This window comes from Streptomyces sp. NPDC043952, from assembly GCF_056435325.1.
In genome coordinates, this window is the sequence record NZ_JBWKES010000001.1 from 173,377 (window position 1) to 195,444 (window position 22,068).

Genomic DNA, 22,068 nt, shown 5'->3' on the forward strand with positions numbered 1-22,068 from the left:
GCGGGAGCGGGGCCTGGTCCACGGGTCGCGGCGGGGCGCCGCCGGCTGGACCTGGGATCGCGTCACCTCCCTCCACATCGAGGGCGACGCCGTCAACCGCCTCGCGACCCGGCTGGGCGGCTGGCCCCGCATCCCCCGGCTGCTCGGGGTCGCCAGCGGACGCGGGGACGGCGTGGGACTGCCCGAGGTGCGGCCCGGCGAGACCGCGCTGCGCGTCGAGCGGGTCTACCCCGGCACCACCTTCTACACCCAGGCCCAGGGCGACGACGTGACCGCCGCCTACCTCAACCGCCGCTTCCCGAAGGCCGAGAAGACGATCACCACCGACGGCTTCCCGGAACTCGACGGCGCGCCCGGCGGCACGCTCAACACGTACCGCATCCTCGCCAACGCGCTGGAGAAGGCCGGCGGCACGGTGGACCTGCGGCACCCGGACATCTGCTTCGTGCCCACGATCAGCGCGGTGTCCGTCCGGGACATCGGCCGGCAGGACGACCTCTACGTGGCGGTGGACGAACTCCCGCCGGACGAGAGCGACCTGGACGACTTCATCTGCTCGTCCACGACCACCACGCACACCGCCGTCACCGGGGAACTGGGCGACTGGCTGCTCGACCGGATCACCTACTGACCCGGCGCCGGGCTCAGGCGGCGTGCTCCAGGAAGCGCGCCGCCGTCTCCTTCAGCACCTCCCGGCCGTCCCGCGCCCACAACTCCTCGTTGAACAGCTCCACCTCGACCGGGCCGGAGTAGCCCGCCGCTTCGACGTACCCGCGCCACTCGCGCAGGTCGATCGAACCGTCCCCGAGCTGCCCCCGGCCGTTGAGCACCCCGGCGGGCAACGGGGTTGTCCAGTCGGCCAGTTGGAAGGCGTGGATACGACCCGCAGCGCCCGCACGGGCGATCCCCGCCGGGGCCCGGTCGTCCCACCAGACGTGGTACGTGTCCACGGTCACCCCGACCTGGCGGGCGGGGAAGCGTTCCGCGAGGTCGAGTGCCTGGGCCAGGGTCGACACGACGCAGCGGTCGGCGGCGAACATCGGGTGCAGCGGCTCGATGGCGAGGCGGACGCCGTGGGACTCGGCGTAGGGTGCCAGTTCGGCGAGGGCGTCGGCGACGCGTTCGCGGGCCCCGCACAGGTCCTTGCCGCCCGCCGGGAGGCCGCCGGAGACCAGGACCAGGGTGTCGGTGCCGAGCGCCGCCGCCTCCTCCACCGCGCGGCGGTTGTCGGCCAGGGCGGCGGCCCGCTCACCGGGACCGGTCGCGGTGAGGAAGCCGCCCCGGCACAGCGTCGTCACCTCCAGCCCCGCCGACCGCACCAGCGCGGCCGTCTTGGCGACGCCGTACGCCTGGACCGGCTCGCGCCACAGGCCCACCTTGCCGATGCCGAACTGACGGCAGGTTTGCGCCAGTTCGGGCAAGGACAGCTGTTTCACCGTCATCTGGTTGACGGAGAGGCGGGCGAGGTCACCGGTCACTGCTGGACTCCGTACAGGGCGAGGAGGGACTTCATGCGGTCCTCGGCGAGACCGGGATCCGGGAACATGCCCAGTCCGTCGGCGAGTTCGTAGGCGCGGGCCAGGTGCGGGAGCGAGCGGGCCGACTGGAGGCCGCCCACCATCGTGAAGTGCGACTGGTGGCCGGCCAGCCAGGCGAGCAGGACGACGCCGGTCTTGTAGAAGCGGGTGGGAGGCTGGAACAGGTGGCGGGACAACTCCACGGTGGGGTCGAGGAGTTCGCGGAACGCCGGCACGTCACCGGTGTCGAGGTGGCGTACCGCCCGTGCCGCCAGCGGGGCGAGCGGGTCGAAGACGCCGAGCAGGGCGTGGCTGAAGCCCCGCGCGTCGCCCGCGATCAGTTCGGGGTAGTGGAAGTCGTCGCCGGTGTAGCAGCGCACGCCCTCCGGCAGACGGCGGCGCAGCCCGACCTCCCGGCGCGCGTCCAGCAGGGAGACCTTGACGCCGTCGACCTTGTCCGGGTGGGCGGCGATCACGTCGAGGAACACCTCGGTGGCGGCGTCCAGGTCAGCGGACCCCCAGTAGCCCTCAAGCGCCGGGTCGAACATCGGGCCGAGCCAGTGCAGCACGACCGGCTCGGCGCACTGGCGGAGCAGGTGGCCGTAGACCTCCTGGTAGTCCTCGGGGCCCCTGGCCGTCGCGGCCAGGGCGCGGGAGGCCATCAGGATCGCCCGGGCGCCGGACTCCTCCACGACCGCGAGCTGTTCCTCGTAGGCCGCGCGGATGTCCGTCAGACTCCCGCCGGTGAGCTGGTCGGTGCCGGCCCCGCAGGCGATGCGCCCGCCGACCGCCTTCGCCTCGGCCGAGCTGCGCCGGATCAGCTCGGCGGCCGCCGGCCAGTCCAGGCCCATCCCGCGCTGCGCGGTGTCCATCGCCTCGGCGACCCCGAGGCCGTGCGCCCACAGATGGCGGCGGAAGGCGAGGGTCGCGTCCCAGTCGACGGCGGCGGGCGAGTCGGGCGAGACGTCCGCGTACGGGTCGGCGACGACATGGGCCGCGGAGAAGACCGTGCGGGAGGCGAGGACCGTACCGGGGGCGGCCCGGAAGGGCTCGGGGCGCGGCTCGTACGTCCGCAAGGTGCCGTCGGCGTAGGGGAGTTGGATGGTCACAGCGTGATCTCCGGCACCGCGATGCGGCGGCCCTGGGCCGCCGACTTCAGGCCCAGCTCGGCCAGTTGGACGCCCCGCGCCCCGGCCGGCAGGTCCCAGTGGTACGGGGTGCCGGCGTACACATGCCGTAGGAACAGCTCCCACTGCGCCTTGAAGCCGTTGTCGAACTCCCCGTTGTCCGGGACCTCCTGCCACTGCTCGCGGAACGCCTCGGTGGCGGGAATGTCGGGGTTCCAGACCGGCTTGGGGGTCGCGGAGCGGTGCTGGACGCGGCAGTTGCGCAGGCCGGCCACCGCCGAACCCTCCGTGCCGTCGACCTGGAACTCGACCAGTTCGTCGCGGTGGACGCGCACCGCCCAGGAGGAGTTGATCTGCGCGACCGCGCCGCCCGCCAGCTCGAAGATGCCGTACGCGGCGTCGTCGGCCGTCGCGTCGTACGGCTTGCCGTGCTCGTCCCAGCGGCGCGGGATATGGGTCGCGGTCAGGGCCTGGACGGAGGTGACGCGGCCGAACAGTTCGTGCAGCACGTACTCCCAGTGCGGGAACATGTCCACGACGATGCCGCCGCTGTCCTCGGCGCGGTAGTTCCAGGAGGGACGCTGGGCGTCCTGCCAGTCGCCCTCGAAGACCCAGTAGCCGAACTCGCCGCGCACGGACAGGATCCGGCCGAAGAAGCCGCCGTCGATCAGCCGCTTCAGCTTCCGCAGGCCCGGCAGGAACAGCTTGTCCTGGACGACGCCGTGCCGGACGCCCTTCTCCCGCGCCAGACGGGCGAGTCGGAGGGCGCCGTCGAGGCCGGTGGCGGTGGGCTTCTCGGTGTAGACGTGCTTGCCCGCGGCGATCGCCTTCCGGAGCGCGTCCTCGCGGGCGGCGGTGACCTGCGCGTCGAAGTAGACGTCGACGGACGGGTCGGCGAGCACCGCGTCCAGGTCGGTGGAGACGTGCTCCAATCCGTGCCGGCCGGCGATCTCGCGGAGCGCGTGTTCGCGGCGGCCGAGCAGGATCGGCTCCGGCCACAGCACGGTGCCGTCGCCGAGATCGAGGCCGCCCTGGTCGCGCAGGGCGAGGACCGAGCGCAGCAGGTGCTGGCGGTAGCCCATGCGCCCGGTCACGCCGTTCATGGCGATGCGCACGGTCGTCTTACGTCTCACGCAGGTCCCCTCCACGGGCCCTCGCCGGACCCTCTTCCGGGGCGCCGAGCGCCCTGTCCGCCACTGCGACAATCGTCATAGCAAGCGCTTTCCACCGGGGAGGAAGCTAGCCTCGGGACGGCGGTCGGCACAAGACCTGTCCGGGTTCCGGTGCCCCTTTCCACCGGCAGGGGCGTCGGCGGGGCGCGGGAACCGAAGTCCTGTTCAGGCCGTCTACCTGCCCTGACGAGACGACGATCGGCGCGACCAAAGGACGACGAGAATGACCGTGACCCTGGCGGACGTGGCCGCGCGCGCCCAGGTCTCCCCCGCGACGGTGTCCCGCGTGCTGAACGGCAACTACCCGGTCGCGGCGTCGACCCGCGAGCGGGTGCTGCGCGCGGTGGACGAGCTGGACTACGTCCTCAACGGGCCCGCGAGCGCGCTGGCCGCCGCCACGTCCGACCTGGTCGGCATCCTCGTCAACGACATCGCCGACCCCTTCTTCGGGATCATGGCGAGCGCGATCCAGGCGGAGATCGGGGGCACCGGGGGCCGGGCGGGCGGCGAGCGGCTCGCGGTCGTCTGCAACACGGGCGGTTCGCCGGAGCGGGAGCTGAAGTACCTGACGCTGCTGCAACGGCAGCGGGCGGCCGCGGTCGTGCTGACCGGCGGCGCGGTCCTGGACGCGCCGCACACGGCGGCCGTGGCGGCGAAGCTGCGCAAGCTCGGGGAGGGCGGCACGCGGGTGGTGCTGTGCGGCCGGCCCCCGGTGCCGGACGCGGGGGCGGTCGCGCTCAGCTTCGGCAACCTCGGCGGCGCGCGGGCGGTGACCGAGCATCTGGTGGGCCTCGGGCATCGGCGGCTCGGGTGCATCGCCGGGCCCGAGGAGCGCTCGACCACGCGGCACCGGCTGGAGGGGCATCGCGCCGCGCTGGCCGCGGCGGGGATAGGGGAGGACCCGCGGTGGACGGTGCACGGGCGGTTCGACCGGCGCTCGGGGTACGAGGGCGCGCGTGAACTGCTGCGCCGGGACCCGTCGTTGACGGCCCTGGTCGCCGCGAACGACTCCGTCGCGGCCGGTGCGTGCGCCGCCCTGCGGGACTCCGGCCTGCGCATCCCCGAGGACGTGTCCGTCACCGGCTTCGACGACCTCCCGGTGGCCGTGGACGTCGTACCCGGCCTGACGACGGTCCGCCTGCCGCTGGCCGAGGCGGGAGCGCGGGCCGGGCGCGTCGCCATGGGCCGTGAGGAGGCACCGGCCGGGGGGACGGCGGAGGTGCGGGGGGAACTGGTGGTCAGGGGGTCGACGGGGGTGGCGCGGGGCTGAGGGGGGCGGGCTGGTGGCGGCCGTGAAGGGCGGCCGCAAACCGATCGGGGGCTCGGCGCCGGCGTACGCGGGCTGAAGAGGCTGGTGGCCGGAGGCGGCAGCCGTTCCCGGCACCGCCGGAGGAGGTGGGGGCCGTCCTCGGTGGTGACCTGCGCCGGGAGGCCGCCGATCGTCACCTGGACGCCCCCGGACCTAGGTTGCCGCTGACGCTGATCGGCAGGCGGGCGCCCGGCCTGCCGACGGGCCGTGGAAGACGGCCGTACCCGCGCCCCCGGTGGAAGCCCGGTCACGCCGCTCGCGTCACCCGTGCACACGGCCACGGCGCGTCCCCGTCGCAGGAAAGCTTGCGACCGTCCGGGTAGTGCGCCGCGCGTCCGCACGGGCCCGCGTTCTCGTGCGGACGCGCCCGCGGTCAACCGCCGTCGCACGCGGTGCCGGGGCAGCCGGCCGACCCCGCACGGGAAAGTGCACCACGCGGCCGACAGGCCCACGCCCCCATGCCGACGCACCCACGAGCAACCACCGTCACACGCAGCGCCAAAACGGCCGGCCGACCCCGCACGGAGAAGTGCACCACGCACCCGACAGGCCCACGTCCCCATGCCGACGCACCCACGGGCAACCGCCGTCGCACGCGGTGCCGGGGCAGCCGGCCGACCCCGCACGGGGAAGTGCGCCACGCACCCGACAGGCCCACGTCCCCATGCCGACGCACCCACGAGCAACCACCGTCACACGCAGCGCCAAAACGGCCGCCCGGCCCCGCACGGAGAAGTGCACCACGCACCCGACAGGCCCACGTCCCCATGCCGACGCACCCACGAGCAACCACCGTCGCGCGCGGTGCCGGGGCGGCCGTTCGGCTTCCCCGTCGGCGCGCCACGTGGTCGGCCTGCCCCCCCGACGCGAAGGGCCCCCACCGGGGCGCGGCCGGTCTCTTCCCGCGCGGCGCGAAGGGCTCCCACCGGGGCGCGGCCGGCCGGATTCGGTGTGGTCGGGTACCGGTGACCGGTGGGAGTCGGGCCGGCGGCCCGTGTCGCCTCGCCCCGGTGGGCCCGGACGCGCTCACACCTGCGGCCGGTGGCCCTGTTCCTGGTGCGGGTAGGTCTGGTCGGCGGCGGGCAGGCGCGGTGCGGGCAGCGTCGCCACCCCCTCCTTCGCCTTCTTCAGCTGAGCCGCCGTGCCCGCGGGCAGCCGGGGTGCGCGCGTGGCGCTCCGGGAGAAGCGGAAGGCGCTGGTGAGGTCGCCGAAGGTGTGCCGCCGCCAGGCGCTGACGTTCGGCTCCTCGACCCCCGTGAAGCGCTCCAGGAACCGGAGGGCCGAGGTGTGGTCGAAGGCTTCGGTGGCGACCCAACCGCCCACCGTCCAGGGCGAGATGATGATGGCCGGGACCCGGAACCCGCCGCCGATGGGGAGGCCGCCGATGAACTCGTCCCTGGTCCCGGCGGGCGGGGTGGGCGGGGCGACGTGGTCGAAGAGGCCGTCGTTCTCGTCGTAGCTGAGGATGAAGGCCGTCTTGCGCCACACCTTCGGGTTGGCGGCGATGGCCTCGATCTTCGACGCCACGAAGTCCGCGCCCGCGGCGGGCAGATAGTCGGGGTGCTCCGACTGGTGGCTGGTCGGCATGATCCAGCTCACCGCCGGCAGCCGGTCGTTGCGGGCGTCGTCCTCGAAGGCCCCCGCGGGCCGCGGGCGCACCCCGCGCTCGTAGAGGGCGGAGCCTGGCTTGGCGTTCCTGAACGCGGCGAACTGCTCCAGCATGTTGCAGCCGTAGTCGTCGTCCTGCCGGTACACCTGCCAGCTGACCCCGGCCGCCTGGAGCCGTTCGGCGTACGTCGTCCAGCGGTACGGCGTCGGCGCCGCGTTGCTGATGACCGGGCCGCCCCTGGTGCCGCCCGGATCGATCGAACCCGTCATCCACATCAGGCGGTTGGGCCAGGTGGGGCCGAGGACCGAGCAGAAGTAGTTGTCGCAGACGGTGAAGGTCTCCGCGAGCGCGAACTGGAACGGGATGTCCTCACGCGTGTAATACCCCATGACATACGGGCCGTTGGCGCCGTCCGCCTCGCGGTGGGCGGGCAGCCACCGGTCCATCTTGCCGTGGTTCCACGCCTGGTGCTGCACCGACCAGGCGTGGCTGGTGGACGGGATCGCCTGGGCGCTGGACTTGCGGGTGTCGAGGTGGAAGGGCAGCAGATAGCCCTTCGGGTTCTCGGCGTCCGGCTGGTAGAAGACGCTGCGCCCGGTGTCGAGCCGTCGCGCGCGCGGGTCGGCGAAGCCGCGTACGCCGGAGAGCGTGCCGAAGTAGTGGTCGAAGGACCGGTTCTCCTGCATCAGCAGGACGACGTGCTCGATGTCGTGCAACGAGCCGCGCCCGGGCGCGTCGGCGGCGACCGCCTTCTGGACGCTCGGCGGGAGCAGGGAGAGGGCCGCCGCGGCGCCCAGCGCTCCGGCGCCCGAGCCCAGGAGTCTGCGTCGAGTCAACTCTGCCATGTATCGACCTTCTTGTGGGTCTTTGCGGACCGGATGAGCGGTCGATCCCTACCCCGGCAGATCGGGTGACATCGGTTGTCGGCGAAAAAGCGGCAATACCTGGGTTCTTCTTGGAGAAGTCGTGACATTGCGGCGCGACGGCGGGGCGCCCGGCGGGCGAGTAGGCTCGTCGTGCATGAAGCTGGCGTTCTCCACTCTCGGTGTCCCCGGCCTGCCCGTCCCGGACGTCCTGGCGCTCGCGTCCGAGCACGGCTACCACGGTGTCGAACTGCGCGCCCACCCCGAGGAACCGGTCCACCCCGGCCTCTCCCCCGCCGAACGCGCCGATACGGCCGCTCTGTTCAGGAGTGCGGGCATCGAACCGCTGTGCGTCGCCGGGTACGCGCGGGTCGCCGCGCCCGGTGACGACGCGGCCGTGCTCGGCGAGCTGCGGGGGCTGCTGCGGCTCGCCCACGATCTCGGCGCGCCCTTCGTCCGGGTCTTCCCCGGCGGGGAGGGCCCGCAGGAGGAGGCCGACGCGATCGCGGCCCGGCGGCTCGGGACCGCCGCCGAGGACGCGTCCGCGCTCGGGGTGCGGATCCTGCTGGAGACCCATGACTCGCACCGCACCGGCGCCGAGGCCATCCGGGTGCTGGGCCCGGTGGGGCACCGGCAGGTGGGGGCGCTGTGGGACGTGATGCACACCTGGCTGGGCGGCGAGCAGCCCGCGCAGACGTATGCGGCGCTCGCCCCCCACCTGGGATATGTGCAGGTCAAGGACATCGCCTCGGCCGAGGACACCACCCCGCTGCCGCTCGGCGCGGGCGTGCTGCCGCTCACCGAGTGCGTGGAGGTGCTCAGCCGGGGCGGCTGGGACGGCTGGCTGTGCTGGGAGTACGAGAAGCGGTGGTACGAGCGGGCCGCGCCGCTGCCCGGCCTGCTCGCCGCGGGCCGCGATCACCTCGTACGACTGCTCGGCGAGGCGGCGTAGCCCGGCACCCCCGCCCGTGCAGCCCGGTGCCTCCCTCCGTCTCAGTAGGTCAGGCCGTGGCCGATCGGGTACAGCACCTGGCTCGGGTCGTCGGCCCGCTGCACCGGTACCGGCAGCCTGCCGCGCGGCTTGACCCGGCCGGCGATCACCCGTGCGGCGGCGCGCAGTTCGACGTCGGTCCAGCAGTACGACGCCAGGCAGGCCCGGACCGAGGGGAGCTGGGCGATGTCGTACGGGTTGCGCAGGGCGAGCGCCACCACCGGCTTGCCGGTCGCCAGCAGCCGTTCCACCAGGGTGCGTTGGGAGCTGCCCGCCGTCACGTTGTAGGTGCCGACCACCACCGCGTCGGCGTCCTGGGCGGCGGCGACCGCCTCCTCGATGGTCGCGGCGGACGGGCTCGTACCGGTGGACAGGGCGGTCGCGGTGAAGCCCGCCTCGGTGAGGGCGGCGGCCAGGACGCCGGTCGGCGGGCCCGTCGTACCGGACGGGGAGTCCGGGTCGGCGCCGACCACCAGCAGGCGGGGCTCCCGGTGCCGGTCGAGGGGCAGGATCGCGTCCTCGTTGACCAGCAGGGTCGTCGTACGGTCGGCGATGCGCTCGGCCGCGGCCAGGTGGGACGCGGTGCCCACCACCCGGTCCACGGCCGCCCGGTCCGCGTACGGATCGCCGAACAGGCCGAGCCGGGACTTCAGCCGCAGGATGCGCAGGATCGATTCGTCGAGGCGGGCCTCGGTCAGCTCGCCGTCCTGGACGGCCTTCAGGACCGCGTTCCAGGCCAGGTCGATGGAGGGCGGGTCGAGCAGCTGGTCCACGCCGGCCTTCAGCGCGAGCACAGGCACCCGGTCGTCGCCGTACTTGGTGCGCACGCCCTGCATGCCGAGGGAGTCGGTGATCACCACGCCGTCGTAGCCGAGTTCACCGCGCAGGATGCCGGTGAGGATCGGCCCGGAGAGGGTGGCCGGGTCGCCGGAGTCGTCCAGGGCCGGGAACTGGATGTGGGCGGTCATGATCGAGTCGATGCCCGCCGCGATCGCCGAGCGGAAGGGCACCGCGTCCAGCTTCTCCCACAGCTCCCGGCTGTGCGTGATGACCGGGAAGCCGTAGTGGCTGTCCACGGCGGTGTCCCCGTGGCCCGGAAAGTGCTTGGCGGTGGCGGCGACGCGGGCCGACTGGTAGCCCGCCACCTCGGCCGCGACCAGTTCGGCGACCGCCGCCGGGTCGGCGCCGAAGGAGCGCACCCCGATGACCGGGTTGGCCGGGTTGACGTTCACATCGGCGTCGGGCGAGTAGTCCTGGTTGATGCCGAGGGCGCGCAGTTCGGTGCCGGAGATACGGCCGACGGTGCGCGCGTCGGCGGCCGAGCCGGCCGCCCGTCTGCCGCCCCCGTCCTCGCCGGGAAGCGCTTCGCGCCCTTTCGCTCCCGCCCCGATCGCCATGGCGCCGGGGAACAGGGTCGCGGGCGCGCCCACCCGGCACACCGCGCCGTGCTCCTGGTCGGTGGCGATCAGCATCGGCAGGCCCCGCGGCTGCTCCAGGGACGCCTTCTGGATGCCGTTGGACAGCTCCGCGATCTGGTGCGGGTTGCGGGTGTTGTGGGTCCAGGTGAAGTAGATGATCCCGCCGACCCGGTACTTACGGATCAGCTCGGCCGCGGTACGCACGCCCAGCTCGCTCAGGTTGGCGTCGATGTCGGCCTGGTCGGGGGCGGTGGCGGAGGCGCCGTAGACCCGCGACACGAACAGCTGGCCGACCTTCTCCTCCAGGGACATCCCGGAGACCAGGGCCCTGAGCCGGCGCTCGTCGGGGGTGGCGGCGCGGGCGGTGGCGGTGCGGGCGGTGGCCGGGACGGTGAGCGCGGCGGTGATCCCGGCGCCCGCGGCGAGGACGGTACGCCGGGACAGCCGGACGCCGTCGTCCCCGTCCCCGGTGTTTCCTGTGCCTCTCTTGCTGGTGTCGCTTCCCGTGCTGGTGTCGGGCACGTGCGCTCCTTCCCAGAGGAGAACTGCTGAAGGAAACTTCCAAGGAGTCACGAATATCCGGGAAGTTTCTTTCCGTCAAGGGAAGGCGCGGGAGCCAGCGTGTCGGTGGGCCCGGCGGTTCAGCAGAGGATCCAGCCCGAGCTGACGCTGTTCCGGCCGACCGCGCCGCGGATCCAGACACAGCGGTGCCCGGCGTGCACGGTCACCGGACCGGCGTGGTGGAGGTAGTGGCCGGCGTCCCTGGCCGGGCGGCTGCCGCGGGCCTGGACGCTGACCGACATCGCGCGGACGGTGCCGGGGACGCGGGCGACGGTCATGGCGCAGACGTAGTCACCGCTGCGGTAGACGCGGGTGACGCCCGAGGCGAAGGAGAGGGTTCTGACCTGCTGCCCCGAGCAGGTGCTGGGCGCGGCCTGTGCGGTGCCGGAAGCCGCGAAGGCCAGCAGCCCGGCCGCGGCCAGCAGGGCCGGGCCGAGCGTGAGTCGCCGGCGTATCGCACCCTTTTCCACGTGTTCGTCCTCCCCGTAGCGTGTCCAGGCCGTCCCCCGGCGGCCGTACGCATGTACGACGCAGGGGGTGTGTCGGATGGTTGCACGGCCGTCACCGGCGCGCACCGGCGGGGGCTCGGCGGACCCGGCCGCCCCCGGAGGCTCAGCGGACCGCGCCCACCGGCTCCTCCGGCTCGGAGCGCCCGGCGAAGGTCCGCCACAGCTCGGCGTACCGGCCGCCGAGGGCGAGCAGTTCCTCGTGGGTGCCGTCCTCGGCGACCCGGCCGTGGTCCATGACCACCACCCGGTCGGCGCGGGCAGCGGTGGTCAGCCGGTGGGCCACCACCAGGGTGGTACGGCGGCCCGCCAGGCGGTCGGTGGCCTGGTTGACCTGGGCTTCCGTGGCGAGGTCGAGCGCGGCCGTGGCCTCGTCCAGGAGCAGGATGTCCGGGTCGACCAGTTCGGCGCGGGCGAGCGCGATCAACTGGCGCTGGCCAGCGGAGAGGTTGCGGCCGCGCTCGGCGACCTCGTGCAGATAGCCGCCGTCGAGGGTGGCGATCATCTCGTGCGCGCCGACCGCCCGCGCGGCCGCCTCCACCTCGGCGTCGGTGGCGTCGGGGCGGCCGTAGGCGATGGCGTCCCGGACGGTGCCGGGAAACAGGTACGCCTCCTGCGGCACCACCCCGAGCCGGTGCCGGTACCCGGTCAGGTCCAGGTCGCGCAGGTCGGTGCCGTCGACCGTGACCCGCCCGGCCGTCGGGTCGTAGAACCGGGCCACCAGCTTGACCAGCGTGGACTTTCCGGCGCCGGTCTCGCCGACGAAGGCGACGGTCTGGCCCGCGGGGATCGTCAGGTCGACGTCCGCGAGGGCCGCTTCGCCGTCGCCGTACGCGAAGTGCACGTGCTCGAAGGCGATGTCGCCGCGCAGCGAGGTGACGTCCCGCGGCTGCCGCGCCGGCTTGGTGGAGGTGGGTTCGCGCAGCAGTTCCTGGATGCGGCCGAGGGAGACGGTGGCCTGCTGGTAGCCGTCGAAGACCTGGGAGAGCTGCTGGACGGGGGCGAAGAAGAGGTCGATGTAGAGGAGGTAGGCGACCAGGGCGCCGGTGGTGAGGGTGGCGGCCTCGACCCGGCCCGCGCCCGCGATCAGCACGGCGGCCGCGGCGACGGCGGACAGCAGCTGGACGAACGGGAAGTAGACCGATATCAGCCACTGGCCGCGCAGCCGGGCGGCGCGGTAGCCGTCGCTGCGCTCGGCGAACCGCCGCCCGCCGTCCCGCTCGCGGCGGAACGCCTGCACGATCCGCAGCCCGGACACCGACTCCTGGAGGTCGGCGTTGACCGCCGAGACGCGCTCGCGGGCGAGTTCGTACGCCTTCACGCTCGCCCGGCGGAAGAAGAAGGTGGCGACGATCAGCGGGGGCAGCGTGGTGAACACGACCAGCGCGAGCTGGATGTCGAGCACCAGCAGGGCGACCATGATGCCGAAGAAGGTGACGACCGAGACGAACGCGGTGACCAGACCGGTCTGGAGGAACGTGCTCAGCGCGTCGACGTCGGTGGTCATGCGGGTCATCACCCGGCCGGTCAGCTCGCGCTCGTAGTAGTCGAGGCCGAGCCGCTGGAGGTGCGCGAAGATCTTGAGCCGGAGCGTGTAGAGGACGCGTTCGCCGGTACGGCCGGTCATCCGGGTCTCGCCGATCTGCGCGGCCCACTGCACCAGGACCACCAGCAGGGCGAGCAGCGAGGCCGACCAGACGGCGCCGATGGCCAGTTTGGTGACGCCCGCGTCGATGCCGTGCCGGATCAGCACCGGCAGGACCAGGCTCGCGCCCGCGTCGACGGCGACCAGCGCGAGGCTGGCCAGCAGGGGCAGCCCGAAGCCGTGCAGCAGGCGGCGCAGTCCGTAGGAGTCCTCGGGGCGTACCGCCTTCTCCTCGTCGACGCCGGGGGTGTCGGTGGCCGGGGGCAGGGCGGCCACCCGGTCGAGGAGCTCGGGGGTGGCGGGGGTGCCGGCCAGCGCCGTGTCCTTCGGCGCACGGTCGCCGGTCCACAGGCGGGGGGTGACGCCGCGCTCGGCGTCGTACTCGGCGTCCAGCTCGGCGCGCAGGCCCGCGTCGTCCTCGGCCGGCTCGTCGTCCGGCGGGGTGTGGCCGGGTGAGACGCCGCCCAGTTCGTCCGGGTCGGTCAGCAGCCTGCGGTAGAGGGCGGAGCGGCGCTGGAGTTCCTCGTGGGTGCCGAGGTCGGCGAGCCGGCCGCGGTCGAGTACGGCGATGCGGTCGGCGAGGTTCAGGGTGGAGCGGCGGTGGGCGATCAACAAGGTGGTGCGCGCGCCAGCGCTCGTTGAGGGGTGGTGGTCGGGCGAGGGGCCGGCCGTGCGGCCCCGCATGACCTCCTTGAGGGCCTCGTGGATCTCGTGTTCGACGCGCGCGTCCACGGCGGAGGTGGCGTCGTCCAGGACCAGCAGGCGGGGGTCGGTGAGCAGGGCGCGGGCGAGCGCGACGCGCTGGCGCTGGCCGCCGGAGAGGGTGAGGCCGTGCTCGCCGACCTTGGTGTCGTAGCCCTCGGGCAGTTCCCGGATGAAGCGGTCGGCCTGTGCGGCGCGGGCGGCGGCCTCGATCTCGTCCTGGGTGGCGTCGGGGCGGCCGTACGCGATGTTGGCGCGGACCGTGTCGGAGAAGAGGAAGGAGTCCTCCGGGACCAGTCCGATGGCGGCGCGCAGCGAGGAGAGGGTCAGCTCGCGGACGTCGTGGCCGCCGATGAGGACGGCGCCGTGGGTGACGTCGTAGAAGCGCGGCAGGAGCAGGGAGAGGGTGGACTTGCCGGAGCCGGAGGAGCCGACGACGGCCAGCGTCTCACCCTGGCGTATCTCGAAGCTGAGCCCGTCCAGGACCTTGGCGTCCTCGGCGTACCCGAAGGACACGTCGTCGAACTCGACGGTCGCGGGCGCGTCGGCGGGCAGCTCCAGGGTGCCGTCCCTCATGGTCGGCTCGGTGTCGATCAGCTCCAGGACGCGCTCGGTGCCGGCGCGGGCCTGCTGGCCGACGGTGAGGACCATCGCGAGCATGCGGACCGGGCCGACCAGCTGGGCGAGGTAGGTGGAGAAGGCGACGAAGGTGCCGAGCGTGATGTGCCCGCGCACCGCGAGCCAGCCGCCGAGGGCCAGCATGGCGACCTGGCCGAGCGCCGGGACGGCCTGGAGGGCGGGGGTGTACTTGCTGTTCAGGCGGATGGTGCGCAGCCGGCCGGCGAACAGCTTGCGGCCGACCTCGCGCAGTTTGCGGGTCTCCTGCGCCTCCTGTCCGAAGCCCTTGACCACGCGTACGCCGCTCACCGCGCCGTCGACCACACCGGCGACGGCGGCGGCCTGGGCCTGGGCGTACCAGGTGGCGGGGTGCAGCTTGGTGCGGCTGCGCCGGGCGATCCAGCCGAGCGCGGGGGCGACGGCGAGCGCGACGAGGGTCAGCGGCAGCGACAGCCACGCCATGATCACCAGGGAGACCAGGAACAGCAGGACGTTCCCGATGGTCATCGGGAGCATGAACAGCAGGCCCTGGATCAGCTGGAGGTCGCTGGTGGCGCGGCCCACGACCTGCCCGGTGGACAGCTCGTCCTGGCGGCGGCCGTCGAGGCGGGTGATCGTGTCGTACATCTCCGTCCGCAGGTCGTGCTGGACGTCGAGGGCAAGCCGGCCTCCGTAGAAGCGGCGGACGTAGGTGGCGGCGTAGACGAGGACGGCGGCGGCGACGAGGGCGCCCGCCCAGGGGGCCATGGAGCGGGTGTGGGCGCCGATCACATCGTCGATGATCACCTTGGTGATCAGGGGGACGACGGCGGTGACGGCCATGCCGGCGAGCGCGGAGCCGAGGGCCAGGACGACGTCCTTCGGATAGCGCCAGGCGTAGCCCGCGAGCCGTCGTGCCCATCCCCGTTGTGGTCCCACGCGGTGCCTCCCGATCGTCGTACTTATCCGGAAGGCACCAACGCGGGCGGGGGATGATTTCATCCCGCCGTAACAATCGGCCCTCAGGCGCGCACCCGCAGGTAGGAGAAGCGTGTGGTCTGGGCCGGGTTCTGGTTGTCGTCGCTGACCAGGAGGACCGTGAGGCGGCCGGTGCGGTCGCGGCCGGTGATGGTCATGCCCTCTATGTTGTCGAGGAGCGGGTTGGGCTGCGGCTGCCTGGCGGTGGCGCCGAGGGAGGGGCAGGCGGCGAGGTCGGCGAGCAGGGTCTTCCCGACCGGCCGGACGCCGCGCTGCCCGGTGAGGTGCTCGATGCCGCTGGTGTCGGTGGCGTGGCGCGGGTCGGCCAGGTAGAGGCGGACGGTGTTGCCGACGCCGGCGGTGAAGCCGCGCTCCAGGACGAGGAGGCGGCCGTCGGGCGTGGCCTGCACCTCGGGGACGCCGAGTCCGGGGTCGATGCGGTACGCGTACTGCGCGCCGAGCCGGAAGTGGCCGCCCTTCGTCCGGGTCCAGGTCTGGAAGCGGACGAGGCCGGGGTCGTCGCCCGCGATCGGCTCCTCCATGGACGCGAGGAGGGTGTGGCCGCCGGGCAGCAGGGTCAGGCCCTCGAAGGTCTGGTTGGCGGTGGCGCGGCCGGCGGGGGCGACGAGGAGGCTGGACGGCACGGGGAGCCGGTCGAGGATCCGGCCGTCGCGGGAGTAGCGGCGGATGGAGGGCTCGGTCTCGGAGGTGACGAGGCGGGTGCCGTCGCCATCGATGACGAGGCCCTCGGAGTCGAGGTCGGCGCCGTTCTCGTCGGCGAGGTGGACGACGGACCGGGGCGCGAGGGTCTTCGCGTCCAGGCCGAAGAGAAAGGACCGGTCCGCCAGGGCGGCGAGCGAGCCGTCGCGGTCCACGGCGAGGGCGGAGAAGTTGCCGACGAAGGTGTTGTCGTACGTCGTCTTGTCGAGCGCGTCGGAGAAGCGGTCGAGGGAGACGCGTGGCGAACAGGCGTGGCTCGCCCGTGAGTTGGGTGCGGAGTGTCCGGGCTGGACGGCGGCGGGCTTGGCGGCAGGCTGGGCGGCGGCGGGCCCGGCGGCGGTCAGCGTGGTGACGGCCGCCAGGCCGGCGGTGACGGTGGCGATGACATGTCTCAGTCGCATGGTCGGTCACCGTATCCGCTGGTCAACTACGCGTGTGAGACCACGGGTTGACGATGTGCTGAAAATCCCGGCTACTGCGCGGGCGTGGCGACGAACGCCTCGCTCGGCTTGCTGGTGGGGACGTAACGTGCCGTCTTGGCGGTGGTCGGCACGAGGTCCTTGTGGATGGCCTTGGCGACGTTCTGGATGGTGGTGACGCCGTAGTCCATGGTGCTGTTGTCCTGGGTCAGCACGGACATCATGTAGTCGTGCCCGGCGCCGTTGAAGGTGCCGAGGCTGTGCACGCGCCAGCCGTGCGTGGAGCGCTGGAGCCAGCCGTTCTTGACGTGCACGGAGACGGTGGACGGGGCGCCGGCGGGGGTGCCCCACCGCTGGTCGGATTCGACGTTCCCCATCAACTGCTGAATGTAAGCACGCGAGTTGTCGCTGAGCACGCTGTTCTTGGCGGTGACGAGCTGGAGCAGCTTCTGCTCGTCGGTGACGTTCTCCTGGGTCAGGCCCCAGTAACCGCCCGCACCCGGCACGGTCTTGGTCATCTTGGCGGCGGCCAGGAAGCCCTTGATCTTCGTGAGGCCCAGCTGCTTCCACAGCTTGCTGGTGGCGTCGTTGTCCGACTGGGTGATCATCGCGGTGGCGAGCGAGGCCTCGGTGCTCGTCAGGTACCGGTTGTGCTTCTTGGCGTCCCACAGCAGGGTGGCAAGCACGGTGACCTTGACGGTGCTGGCCGAGTCGTAGGCGGAGGTGCCGCGCAGGGTGCAGGTGGTCTTGGTGCTGCGGTCGTACAGGCCGAGGGCGACGGTGCTCTTGCGGTTCGCGAGCGCCGCGGTGATGTCCTTGGTGAGCTTGGCGGCGAGGCCGGCCTTGCCCGACGTACAGCTCACGGCGGGCGTGGTCGCGGCGGCCGGGGTGGCGGCGGCGACGGTGGGTATGAGCAGCGCGGCACCGAGCGCCGCGGCCGACGCCTTGGCGCGCCGGCTGAAGCGGTGGGTCATGGAGGGGTCCCCCTGAGAACGACGTGTGCACGCACCCCTGGCGGGCGCGTACGGCCCTTTGACTCGCAGGGGTGGTCGGAAGTTGCACACATGTTCTCAAGGTGCGTGTTCCAACTGACCAAGGGGTGGCAATGCTTCGTTCATGCCGGAGCAGAACGAATCTCGCTGCACGCGGTCGGGCCACCTGGACGTCCTCCACAGGCAGGCTCCGTACGACTTCCTCGTCACGTCCCGTGCGGGGCACCACCGGCCGGCCGCGGCGGGGCGTTCCGCGCCATCCCGGACTTCTTCGACGGGGGCCGATGCCGCGGGGGCCCATGCCGGAGCAGGGACTTGTGGAGCACAGGGCGGGGTACGAGGCGCAAATGGCCTTGTTCCGAACGCAGTTCCCCGACCTGCCGGGGTGACCGCGCGACCGGTGCCTGTCGCCGCTCGCTAGCATCTCCCCTCATGGTCGCAGAGGTCGTCACTATCGGGCTGGCGTTCGTCGGCTACGTCGTCACCTATCCCAACGGGTTGCGGCTGTCGCAGCGCGAGGAGCGTCCCGCTCGGGTGAACCGCCAACTCAGCGACTTCGACACCGACCACCGAAGAGGAACTGGCCGAGTGGCGGCTGTGGGTGGCGACCGTCTTCCTCCCCAACATCACGGCCGCCCGGTGGGCGGCGGGCGACTACGACCAGCACCTCTCGGTCGTGCCGTTCCCCAGCGCCGAGATCGCCACTACGCGCGCACGGGCTTCACCCGCCTGAAATGCGAACAGGCGCGTTTACTGGGCCAACGGCACGGCAACTGACGGCTCACGCCTCGAAGTCGTACTCCAGGACGTACGCGGCGGAGTCGAGGACCATCTCGTTGACCTCGACCACCCGGCCCTCCGCGTCGAAGGCCGTGCGGGCGATCTGGATCACGGGGACGCCGGGCGGCAGGGACAGGCGTTCGGCCTCGGCCTGGCCGGGCATCCGGGAACGGATCTCCTCGCGGAAGCGGACGGGGGCGTGGCCGAGGTCGGCGAGGCGGGCGTAGACGCCACCCGGACCCGTGTCCAGGTGGATGATCGGGCTGCCCGCGACGAGGTCGGCCGGCAGGTAGGACGTGGACAGCAGCACCGGCTTGCCGTCGAGGACGAAGCGACGGCGGCGGACACAGAGGTTCGCGGACTCGTCCAGACCCATGACCCCGGCGATGGCCTCCGGCGCGGGCTCATGCGCCACCTCGACGGAGTCGACGGCGAGTTCGCGGCCCTGCACATCCGCCGCCCAGACGGACCGCCCCTCACTCCAACCCGCCCGCGCGAGCCGCTCGATGCCACGGCGGCGGATCGGGCGGAAGTCCCGTACGAACACACCGGCACCCTTGCGGGCTTCGGCGATGCCCTCCGTCTGGAGCAGCCCCAGCGCCTGGCGGGCCGTCATACGGGCGACGCCGTGTTCGGTCATCAGGTCGTTCTCACCAGGCAGCCGGTCTCCGGGACCGTACTGCCCGGCCTCGACGGCGGCCCGCAGCTCAGCCGCGATGCGCTGGTACTTGGGCTGCCGCCCCGTCTCCCGGCTGCTCATCCAGACCTCTCCTCCTGATGATCTCTAGACATCCTAGGCATCAGACACGGCCACCCAGTCGAGCGGCACGACGCCGGCTCCGGAGGTACTCGTCCCCGGCATGGCCGAGGCGAACCGGCGGCTGCCTCACAGTCCCCGCAGCGCCGGACGCGCATGCGCGCTGCTGCGCCCACAGCTCATCGAGTGGAAGGGCGACGCCCAAGTCGCGGACGACGCCGAGCTGTTACTGTCGGAGCTGGTGAGCAACGCCATACAGCACGCGCGGAATCCGCACGGCGCGGTCGCGGTCTCGCCATCGTCGCCGCGCTCGCCGACTGTTGGGGCTACTGCCCCCGCCTGCACGGCGTCGGCAAGGCCGTCTGGGCCGAATTACCGCTGGACCCCTCCGCCTAGTCCAAGTGCGTCGGTGCGGTTCCTGGCGGTAGCCGACCCTGTACTGTCCACCTGGGAACCGCCCGTAACGGCCCGGATTTCGACGCCAGGCACGCGAGTGGGTTCCGGCTGGGGCCGGACGGTTCGGACGGTGGCCCGCATTTCTTCCTCAGCAAGGTTGACGCCAGACTGCACTCGACGGTCCCCGATCCCTGCGAGAAGACCTTCTATGAACGCTGAAGTCGCCGCACTGACGAAACCAGCCGCGTTGAGCAGCCATGACCTGTTCTACGTACCTCTTGACGAGCGGCAGTGCTCCGCCACCCTCGGCTTCACCGCCCAGGGGGGCCACGAGGCCTTCGAGTTCTTCCTCACCTTCACCGACGTACGGAACGTGTCGGTGTACGGCTGGAGCCCTCCGGGGCGCAAGGAAGTGCGGCTCGAAAAAACGGGCGGCGTCATCACTGCGGCCGTCGAGGACAGCTCCACCGAGTTCCTGAGCATGCCGCACGAAAGGCTGCAAACATCTCGAACTGGAGATGCCGGGCGGCAGGTATGACGAAGTTCACGGTCACCGGAACCGTGAATGTCGAAACGACGGGGAACCCGCTGCCGTATACGCCCCGCTTCGATATCACCGTCCCTGCCGTCACCGTTGCCGAGTACACGGACAGGGAGGGACGGGAACGGCTGTCGGGGGCAACTTTTGGCAGTACGCAGTGGCTGTGGGCGGAGACCGACGACGTCTATTTCGATCAGGCATCCCGGAAACTGGTCGGCCTCAGCCTGTTCGTGCCGCCGCATTTCGCCTCCATGGAGGGCAATCGTCTGCCCGCTGGGCCACCGGTGTCCTCGTCGGGCCTCCGTGCAGATGTCGCGGAGTCCTTCGGGCTGCCGCAAACAGCCGCCTTCCATTGCGATGCTGATGCGACCGAACTGAGGTGCGTGCGGGACGCACGTTTGCTCGGTGTCGTTCCGGACGCATGCATCGGTGTCGCGCGGGATCTGGTGCTTCTGGTGAGTGACGGCAGGATGATCGGTTGGAGCCTCGCCGACCCCGCGCGATACCTGACCCCCGGCTTCGCCGAGCCCCGCCCCGCCCCGCCGTCCTCCGCCACTCGGCGTCGGCTCGCCGAGTGCATGGCCCTGATCTCCGAACCGCTTGTGGACAAGGTGATGGACCAGGACCCGGACGTCTGGCGCAGCCTTCGGGAGACCGAGCGCGCGTTGCGCGAGCAGGCGGACGACGAGCGTCGCAGGGATCTGCTGCACGACGTCATCAGCCGGCTCATCGAGGATCACGACTCCTGAAGCCAGGTCATCGACCGGCGTCGACCCGTTAGTCCAAGTGCGTCGGCGCGAACATCCGCAGTGCCGCCGGCAGCACCACCACCGACGGGCCCGGTGTGCCGAGTGCCTTCGCCAGGTCGCTTTCCAGGGTCTCCGGGGTCGTGCGGACCGCCGGGACGTCGAAGGATTGCGCGAGGGCGACGTAGTCGGGGCGGGACAGGTCCGTGGCCGTTGGTTTGCCGAAGGCGGTCGTCATGTATTCGCGCAGGATGCCGTAGCCGCCGTCGTCGATGATCAGCCAGGTGACGGGGAGGTGGTGCTGGCGGGCCGTGGCCAGTTCGGCGAGGGAGTAGAGGGCGCCGCCGTCGCCGGAGACCGCGAGGACCGGGTGGGACGGGTCGGCGACCGCCGCGCCCAGGGCCGCCGGGAAGGCGTAGCCGAGGCCGCCCGAGCCCTGGGCGGAGTGCATCAGGTTCGTGCCGCGGGGGTCGAACGCGCACCACGCCCAGTAGGACAGGATCGTCATGTCCCAGAAGGACGGGGCGCGGGCCGGCAGTGCCCGGCGGACGGCGGTCAACAGCGACTGTTCCAGGGTGAGTTCCTGGGAGGCGATGCGGTCGGAAACGCGGGCGAGGAGGGAGCGGACGCGCTCCGGTGCCTCCGGGTCGTGCCGCTCCGTCACCGTCTCCAGGAGCGCCTGGAGCGCCAGGCGGGCGTCCGCGTGGATGCCCAGCGCGGGGTGGTTCGACTCCAGTTTGCCGAGGTCCGCCTCGATCTGGATCACCCGGCCGCGGGGCCTGAACGTGTGGTAGTTCGAGGAGAGTTCGCCCAGCCCCGAGCCCACGACCAGCAGGACATCGGCGTCTTCCAGGAAGTCGGTCGTATGGCGGTCTTCCATCCAGGACTGGAGGGACAGCGGGTGCTCCCAGGGGAACGCGCCCTTGCCGCCGTACGTCGTCACCACCGGGGCGTCCAGCAGCTCCGCCAGCCGCCGCAGCTTGCCCGAGGCGTCGGAGCGTACGACGCCGCCGCCCGCGATGATCGCCGGGCGGGCCGAACGGGACAGCAACTCGGCGGCCACGGCGGTCAGTTCGGGGCGGGGGGCCAGGTCGTCCGGGGTCGCGTCCAGCGCCGTCACCACCGGCAGCGACGCCGGCGCGGCCAGTACGTCCTGGGGGATCTCCACCCACACCGGGCCGTGCGGGGCCGTCAGCGCCGACTTCCAGGCCGCGGCGATCGCCGAGGGGATCTGGGACTGGGTGCGGGCCGTGTGCACGGACTTGACCACGCCCCGGAACGAGGCGGCCTGGTCGGGGAGTTCGTGGAGATAGCCGTGGCGGCCGCCGCCCAGGCCGGGCGTCGGGACCTGGCTGCTGATCGCCAGGACCGGGGCGGAGGCACAGGCCGCTTCCTGGAGCGCGGCCAGCGAGGTCAGCGCGCCGGGGCCGGTGGACAGGAGCAGCGGCGCGGCCTCGCCGGTGATCCGGCCGTACGCGTCCGCCGCGAAGCCCGCGTTGTTCTCCACCCGCAGGCCCACGTACCGGAGGGAGGACCTGCGCAGGGCGTCGAACATGCCGAGCGCGTGCTGGCCGGGCAGGCCGAAGACGGTCGTCGCGCCGAGCCCGGCCAGGGTCTCCACGACCAGGTCTCCGCCGACGCGTCCGGCGGGAGGATTCAGCGCGGCCTCCCGCTGGGCGGCGGTCGGGCGGAGTACCAGGTCGTGGTCGTGCGTCACGTCGG

General features: G+C 72.4%; 15 protein-coding genes and 2 pseudogenes. 6 read left to right on the top strand and 11 right to left on the bottom strand.

The genetic code is table 11. From position 1 onward, the window contains the following. Positions 1-109: 109 nt before the first annotated feature. Positions 110-631 (top strand): annotated as a pseudogene (locus tag AC069R_RS00810) (hypothetical protein); the annotation flags it as partial. Positions 632-644: 13 nt separating this feature from the next. Here AC069R_RS00810 and AC069R_RS00815 read toward each other — a convergent pair. Genes AC069R_RS00815 through AC069R_RS00825 form a run of 3 tightly spaced genes read right to left on the bottom strand, consistent with a single transcriptional unit; the run spans position 645 to position 3,747 of the window. Next, entirely contained in the window at positions 645-1,442 is a 798-nt protein-coding gene (locus tag AC069R_RS00815) for a sugar phosphate isomerase/epimerase family protein (RefSeq protein ID WP_478763683.1), read from the bottom strand. Between the two features lie 32 nt (positions 1,443-1,474). Continuing rightward, a complete protein-coding gene (locus AC069R_RS00820; RefSeq protein WP_478763356.1) occupies positions 1,475-2,626 on the bottom strand; it encodes a dihydrodipicolinate synthase family protein in 1,152 nt (383 codons plus the stop codon). Further along, on the bottom strand, positions 2,623-3,747 hold the full coding sequence (locus AC069R_RS00825; RefSeq protein WP_478763684.1) for a Gfo/Idh/MocA family protein: 1,125 nt from the start codon (positions 3,745-3,747) through the stop codon (positions 2,623-2,625). Before AC069R_RS00825 ends, AC069R_RS00820 begins: the two co-directional genes overlap by 4 nt. A gap of 292 nt (positions 3,748-4,039) precedes the next feature. Between AC069R_RS00825 and AC069R_RS00830 the strand changes: the two genes are divergently transcribed. Next, positions 4,040-5,086: a LacI family DNA-binding transcriptional regulator gene (locus AC069R_RS00830; RefSeq protein WP_478763358.1), complete on the top strand. Its 1,047-nt coding sequence runs from the start codon at positions 4,040-4,042 to the stop codon at positions 5,084-5,086. Positions 5,087-6,151: 1,065 nt separating this feature from the next. Here the strand turns inward: AC069R_RS00830 and AC069R_RS00835 are convergent. After that, positions 6,152-7,579, bottom strand: a complete 1,428-nt coding sequence (locus tag AC069R_RS00835; RefSeq protein ID WP_478763360.1) for an alkaline phosphatase family protein — start codon at positions 7,577-7,579, stop codon at positions 6,152-6,154. 175 nt (positions 7,580-7,754) lie between these two features. Here AC069R_RS00835 and AC069R_RS00840 point away from each other — a divergent pair, with 175 nt between their 5' ends. Then, positions 7,755-8,549, top strand: a complete 795-nt coding sequence (locus tag AC069R_RS00840) for a sugar phosphate isomerase/epimerase family protein (protein ID WP_478763362.1) — start codon at positions 7,755-7,757, stop codon at positions 8,547-8,549. 41 nt (positions 8,550-8,590) lie between these two features. Here AC069R_RS00840 and AC069R_RS00845 read toward each other — a convergent pair whose 3' ends face one another. The 5 genes from AC069R_RS00845 to AC069R_RS00865 all read right to left on the bottom strand — a co-directional run bounded on the left by AC069R_RS00845 (position 8,591) and on the right by AC069R_RS00865 (position 17,108). Further along, positions 8,591-10,528, bottom strand: coding sequence for a glycoside hydrolase family 3 protein (locus tag AC069R_RS00845; protein ID WP_478763363.1), 1,938 nt, complete (start codon positions 10,526-10,528; stop codon positions 8,591-8,593). A gap of 119 nt (positions 10,529-10,647) precedes the next feature. Beyond that, positions 10,648-11,037, bottom strand: coding sequence for a hypothetical protein (locus AC069R_RS00850; RefSeq protein WP_478763365.1), 390 nt, complete (start codon positions 11,035-11,037; stop codon positions 10,648-10,650). Between the two features lie 142 nt (positions 11,038-11,179). Continuing rightward, positions 11,180-14,956 (bottom strand): ABC transporter ATP-binding protein, encoded by a 3,777-nt coding sequence (locus tag AC069R_RS00855; protein WP_478763367.1) that lies wholly within the window; start codon positions 14,954-14,956, stop codon positions 11,180-11,182. Positions 14,957-15,039: 83 nt separating this feature from the next. Next, positions 15,040-16,116 (bottom strand): esterase-like activity of phytase family protein, encoded by a 1,077-nt coding sequence (locus tag AC069R_RS00860; protein WP_478763368.1) that lies wholly within the window; start codon positions 16,114-16,116, stop codon positions 15,040-15,042. A gap of 71 nt (positions 16,117-16,187) precedes the next feature. Next, the gene (locus AC069R_RS00865; RefSeq protein ID WP_478763369.1) at positions 16,188-17,108 is read right to left on the bottom strand and encodes a serine hydrolase; all 921 of its coding nucleotides are present in this window, start codon (positions 17,106-17,108) and stop codon (positions 16,188-16,190) included. A 450-nt stretch (positions 17,109-17,558) separates the two neighbouring features. On the opposite strand from AC069R_RS00865, the pseudogene AC069R_RS00870 reads away from it, so the two are divergent. After that, positions 17,559-17,903, top strand: a pseudogene (locus AC069R_RS00870) (hypothetical protein). Positions 17,904-17,907: 4 nt separating this feature from the next. Here AC069R_RS00870 and AC069R_RS00875 read toward each other — a convergent pair. Next, entirely contained in the window at positions 17,908-18,666 is a 759-nt protein-coding gene (locus AC069R_RS00875) for a GntR family transcriptional regulator (protein WP_478763370.1), read from the bottom strand. A gap of 601 nt (positions 18,667-19,267) precedes the next feature. On the opposite strand from AC069R_RS00875, the gene AC069R_RS00880 reads away from it, so the two are divergent. Together AC069R_RS00880 and AC069R_RS00885 are read left to right on the top strand one after the other, a co-directional pair. Next, positions 19,268-19,597, top strand: coding sequence for a hypothetical protein (locus AC069R_RS00880; protein WP_478763372.1), 330 nt, complete (start codon positions 19,268-19,270; stop codon positions 19,595-19,597). Beyond that, positions 19,594-20,349: a hypothetical protein gene (locus AC069R_RS00885; protein ID WP_478763373.1), complete on the top strand. Its 756-nt coding sequence runs from the start codon at positions 19,594-19,596 to the stop codon at positions 20,347-20,349. The genes AC069R_RS00880 and AC069R_RS00885 overlap by 4 nt, the downstream gene beginning before the upstream one ends. A gap of 28 nt (positions 20,350-20,377) precedes the next feature. Here the strand turns inward: AC069R_RS00885 and AC069R_RS00890 are convergent, their stop codons facing one another. Next, complete coding sequence (locus AC069R_RS00890; protein WP_478763375.1) at positions 20,378-22,063, bottom strand: thiamine pyrophosphate-binding protein; 1,686 nt, start codon at positions 22,061-22,063, stop codon at positions 20,378-20,380. Positions 22,064-22,068: the final 5 nt, after the last annotated feature.